This is a genomic window from Mesorhizobium sp. M7A.F.Ca.US.014.04.1.1 (genome assembly GCF_003998745.1).
GTDB classification, from domain to species: Bacteria; Pseudomonadota; Alphaproteobacteria; order Rhizobiales; family Rhizobiaceae; genus Mesorhizobium; species Mesorhizobium ciceri.
The window spans coordinates 1-4989 of sequence record NZ_RZRW01000431.1 but is presented as its reverse complement, the minus strand read 5'-3'; the positions used below and the strand labels follow the sequence as shown (position 1 = coordinate 4989).

Genomic DNA, 4989 nt, shown 5'->3' with positions numbered 1-4989 from the left:
GATAAAACTGGGTGACGAAGGGCAGGTCGAGCTGCGGCGACACCCGGCCGGAAATGTCGAAGATCGGCACCAGCACGCCGAACAGCAGGATCAGCACCAGGCCCCACAGGAAGTCGGGAATGGAAAGCGCCGCGCCGCTGGCGATGTCGATGCCGGCCTCGACCGCCGTGCCGCGTTCGCGCGCGCCGATGATTGCCGTCGTGCCGCCGAGCGCCACCGCCATCACAAGCGCGACGATGGCAAGCTCCAGCGTCGCTGGCAGCCGGTTGAAGACGAGACCCAGCACATCCTGCCTGAGCGAAATCGAGGTGCCGAAATCGCCCCTGGCGACGCCTGACAGCCAGATGAAGAATTGCTGCACGATGGTCTTGTCGAGGCCGTAGAGCGCTCGCAGCCGGGCAATGTCGGCATCCGTAGCACCAGGCGGCAGCATCATGGCGATCGGATCGCCGGGCGCGACGCGGATCACGACAAAGACGACGACGGCCACGCCGAACAGCGTGATCAGCATCGTCAGCAGACGGATCAGGAATCTTTGCAGGAGCATTCTGGCGTAGGCCTAATGCGTTTCGGTGACTGATGGAACGAAGACCCCTCATCCGGCCGCTTCGCGGCCACCTTCTCCCCGAGGGGAGAAGAGGTCGCTGACGGCTGAGCCGGTCTCTTCTCCCCAGCGGGGAGAAGGTGGCCCGAAGGGCCGGATGAGGGGGCCTGCGCAAGTTGGGAGAAGGCATGCCGGCTTTGCGACAGCGCGCCTTTCTCGACTCTCTCAGGCCGGGGTCATCAGGGCCGGCAGCAGCGCGCCCGACACATGCTGAACCACATTGACGCCCTTGGCATGGACGATGGGCTGCGCATACTGCATCAGCGGCAGCACATAGGCCTGCTCGGCGATGTATTTGTCGACAGCCTTCCAGCCGGCGATGCGCTTGGCCTCGTCCTTCTCGCCCCACAGCGGGTTGATCATGTCGATCAAATCCTGGCTGTCCCACACCGAATGCGGGCTCGGGCCGTACATGGCAAAGCCGGTCGAGGTGGTCGGATCGCCGATGGCGTTGCCCCAGTTGTAGAAGGCGGCCGGCGCCAGCTTATCGGCGGCGCGCAGTTCGTAGTGCTTTGCGATCTCGTAGACCTCGATCGTCGCCTCGATGCCGACCTTGCGCCACATGCCGACGATCGCCTGGATCATCTCATAGTCCTTGGGCTTGAAGCCCTTGGTCGTCTGGATGGTGAACTTGACCGGCTTTTCCGGCGAATAGCCGGAGGCAGCCAGCAATTCCTTGGCCTTTTCCGGATTGTGCTCGACCTTGATCGACGCGTCGTAGGATGCGTATTCCGGCGTTTCCAGCGTATCGATCGGCTGTCCGTAGCCGCGCAGCAGGCGATCGACCAGCAGCTTCTTGTCGACGGCCATCACGGCGGCCTGACGGACGTTCTTGTCCAGCATCGCCTCGATGTCGTTGAAGAAGATCATGCCGATGTCGGAAACGTTCTTGCACGAGCCGGCCAGCCCGTCCTTGGCGATCAGCCGGTCATACTCCTCGTAGGGGATTTCGAGCGTCACTTGCGAGGAGCCGGATTCGATCTCGGCGACGCGGCTTGCCGCGTCGGCGACGAACTTGATCGTCACATTCTCGAAGGCCGGCTTGCCGCCCCAGTAGTTCGGGTTTGCCTTGAGCCGCAGGAAAGCGTTGCGCTCGAACTTTTCCACCATGTAGGGGCCGGTGCCGATCGGCGCCTTCTCGAAACCTTCGGCGCCGACCTTCTCGTAATAGGCCTTCGGCATGATGTAGCCGGTCAGGAACGACATCCATTTGAAATAGACCGGGTCGAACTGCACGACGTCGCCGGTGATCTTGTTGCCGTCGATCTTGAAGTTGTTGACGTTCTTCCAGACGAACTGGATCGGGTTGCCGGTCTTTTCGTCGCCTGCCCGCTGTAGCGACCAGACGACGTCCTCGGCCGTGAACGGCGAGCCGTCATGCCAGGTCACGCCTTCGCGCACCGTCATCATGATCTTCGTGCGGTCGTCGTTCCAGCCCCATTCGGTGAGCAGGCCCGGCGCGAAGGACAAATCGGGCTTCTGCGGGATGAACTGGTCGAATACCGACTGGTAAAGCCCCTGGATCGTCGGGTTGACGGCCGAGGGTCCGGTGGTCGGATCCCAGGATGGCAGGTTGACATTGTAGGCGATGGTCAGTTCGCCGGCAGCCGCCCTAGCGATCTGCGGCAGGCCGACGGCGGCCACCCCGAGTGCCGCGGCGCTGTATCCGAGCAATTCCCGTCTGTTGATTGTCATGGTCGTTCCCCTTGTTGGTTTTGTTTCTGCGCGGCGTCTTCAGGTCATTGGTTCAGGCTTCTTGGGCAGCAGCGCCTTGCCCCTCGTAGCCTCAAGGAAATCTCCGGCTCCTACCTCCCGCCAAGCTGTTGTGCGAGCATGAAGCCCGACGCCGCACCGGTGCCGGCGCCCGGCCATGTCGCGGCTCCAGTGAGGTGCAGATGCGCCACCGGCGTGTTCCAGCCGGCATAGTTGCGCGCCGGGCGGAATAAAAAGTTCTGCGCCAGATGATGGCTGCCGCAGACCTGGTCGCCACCGACGAGATTCGGGTTCTCACGCTCGAGGTCGATGGGCGAGAAGACGGCGCGGCCGAGAATCTTGTTGCGCAGGCCGGGCGCATAGGTCTCGATGATGTCGAGGACACGGTCTGCGTAGACCTCCTTCACCTTGTCCCAATGGTCCGGTGCGATCTTGCCGGCGGCATCGCCCAGGATTTCGGCCGGCAGCATGCGCACTTGCACCCACAGCACATGCTTTCCCTGAGGCGCCCGCGACGGGTCGATCGCCGTCGGCTGGCCGACCACCAGCACAGGCTCGTCCGGCAGCATGCCCGCCATGGCCTGCTGATAGGTGCGCGACATGGCGTCGAGCGACGGCGACAGATGCACATAGGCGAACTGCCGAAGCTCCGCTCCGGCACGCCAATCCGGCAAATCGTCCAGCGCCAGGTGGATCATCATCGTGCCTGGCGCATGGCGGAATTTCTGCATCGCCGTGTCGAAGCCGGCGTCGCCCGAACCATTGGGCAGCAGCTTGCCCGTCAGCGCCTTGGGCGCGACGCCGGCAATGACTGCCCTGGTGGCGGTATGCGTCTCGCCCGAAGCGAGCCGTACGCCGGTCGCCTTGCCGGCCGAAACGGTGATCTCGGCGACTTCGGCGCCGGTGACGATCTTGCCGCCGGCGGAGGTCGCCATGCCAGAGAGGGCACGGATGATGGTGTCGGCGCCGCCCTTGCCCAGCACCATGCCGAAACTCTGGTTGGCCATCGATTCCAGATAGGGGAAAACCGCACCGCCGGCGATATCCGGGGCGAAGTCGAGATGCATGCCCCAAGTGGCGAGCGTTGCCCTGATATGCGGCGACTCGAAAGTTTCCTCCAGCCAGGCGCGGGGTGAGGACAGCAGCAGCCGGCCCGTATCGAGCGCTCCGGACATGCCCTTCTTGCGCCACAGGTTCCACGCCGTGCCGGCAAGCGCGCGGGCACTCATCGGCGAACCCAGCAGCCGGAACAGGTGTTCGGCCTCCGCCGGGAAGGCGGCGACCAGCCTGCGCCATGTGGCGGCGTCGGCGGCTGAGAAGGCGGCGATGCGCGCGGCGGTCTTTTCCAGATCGTTGCTGACGCCGAACCAGCGCACGTCAGGGAATGCGCTGGCGAAACAGTCGGCGACCGGGGCGAACTCCAGCCCCTGCGCTTTCAATTCATTTGCATATTTCCGGTGGAAGGCCGAGCCGGCGAAGAGGCTGAGATTCATCGCGCCGAAATCGTGGCGGAAGCCGGGAAGGGTGAATTCGCGCGTCTGGACGGCGCCGCCGATTGCCGCGCCGCGCTCGAAAACCCCTGTTTTCCAGCCTTTGAGCGCCAAATGCGCAGCGCATGCCAGACTGTTGTGGCCCGCCCCGACAAAGATGGCGTCGAACTCGCTCACGCCCCGTCCCCATTTCCTTTATGCTTAAAGATAATTGCAGATGCATATGTTTTCGTCTAGTAGGATATTAAGGGCCGAGACGAGCCTTGATCATCACACGAAAGAGGGAACTTCAAACCATGGACACGCAAAAACTCCTCGGCGAAGTCGCCGGCCAGCTTCTTTCAGGCGCCATCAAGGTGGTCGACCTGTCGGCGCCGCTCGGGCCGGACACGCCGTTGATCAAGCTGCCGCCGGAACTCGCCGTCGACACGCCGAAGGTCGAGATCCACAACATCTCCCGTTACGACAAGAACGGTCCGTGGTGGGCCTGGAACTGGCTGAAGCTCGGCGAACATTCGGGCACGCATTTCGACGCGCCGCAGCACTGGATCAGCGGCAAGGATTATCCGGACGGCGCCACCGACACCATTCCGGCGCAGAATTTCGTCGGCCCGGTCAATGTCATCGACTGTTCGAAGGAAGCCGCCGCCGACCCCGATTTCCTGCTCACCGTCGACCACATCAAGGCCTGGGAAGCCAAGCACGGTGCGATCAATGCCGGCGAATGGGTGGTGATGCGCACCGACTGGTACAAGCGCAACGGCTCGGAAGCCGAGTTCCTCAACGCCAACGAGACCGGTCCGCACACGCCCGGCCCGACGGCCGAAGCCATCCAGTTCCTGATCAGTAAGGACATCAAGGGCTGGGGCTCGGAGACGATCGGCACCGATGCCGGCAAGGCCGGTGGCATGGAGCCGCCATTCCCGGCGCACACGCTGATGCACAAGGCCAACCGCTACGGTCTCGCCAGCCTTTGCAACCTCGACCAGCTGCCGCCGAAGGGCGCCATCCTGATCGCGGCGCCGCTCAAGATCGAGCACGGCACCGGCAGCCCGATTCGCGCGCTGGCGCTGGTGTCGAAGCAATAAAGCGAGGTGGGTCTTCGGGAGAAGATCATGCGAGAAGGCGAAACCGGGTTGATGGCAGGTAGAGGGTGGCAGGCTTGTAGCGCTAGCGCCCTAC

General features: G+C 63.6%; 4 protein-coding genes. 1 reads left to right on the top strand and 3 read right to left on the bottom strand.

The annotated features are described in order from the left end of the window. The 3 genes from EOA22_RS24180 to EOA22_RS24165 form a co-directional block, all read right to left on the bottom strand. The coding region (locus tag EOA22_RS24180) for an ABC transporter permease (RefSeq protein WP_164755772.1) at positions 1-547 on the bottom strand (547 nt) is incomplete at its 3' end. 222 nt (positions 548-769) lie between these two features. Then, complete coding sequence (locus EOA22_RS24170) at positions 770-2299, bottom strand: ABC transporter substrate-binding protein (RefSeq protein ID WP_027161803.1); 1530 nt, start codon at positions 2297-2299, stop codon at positions 770-772. 110 nt (positions 2300-2409) lie between these two features. Then, on the bottom strand, positions 2410-3984 hold the full coding sequence (locus tag EOA22_RS24165; RefSeq protein ID WP_127390265.1) for an NAD(P)/FAD-dependent oxidoreductase: 1575 nt from the start codon (positions 3982-3984) through the stop codon (positions 2410-2412). Positions 3985-4103: 119 nt separating this feature from the next. On the opposite strand from EOA22_RS24165, the gene EOA22_RS24160 reads away from it, so the two are divergent. Next, positions 4104-4895 (top strand): cyclase family protein, encoded by a 792-nt coding sequence (locus EOA22_RS24160; protein ID WP_063169953.1) that lies wholly within the window; start codon positions 4104-4106, stop codon positions 4893-4895. Positions 4896-4989: the final 94 nt, after the last annotated feature.

Excerpts from the sequence above, each read along its gene's own strand:
- EOA22_RS24170 (WP_027161803.1), bottom strand. The coding sequence starts at position 2,299 with ATGACAATCAACAGACGGGAATTGCTCGGATACAGCGCCGCGGCACTC.
- EOA22_RS24160 (WP_063169953.1), top strand. The coding sequence starts at position 4,104 with ATGGACACGCAAAAACTCCTCGGCGAAGTCGCCGGCCAGCTTCTTTCA.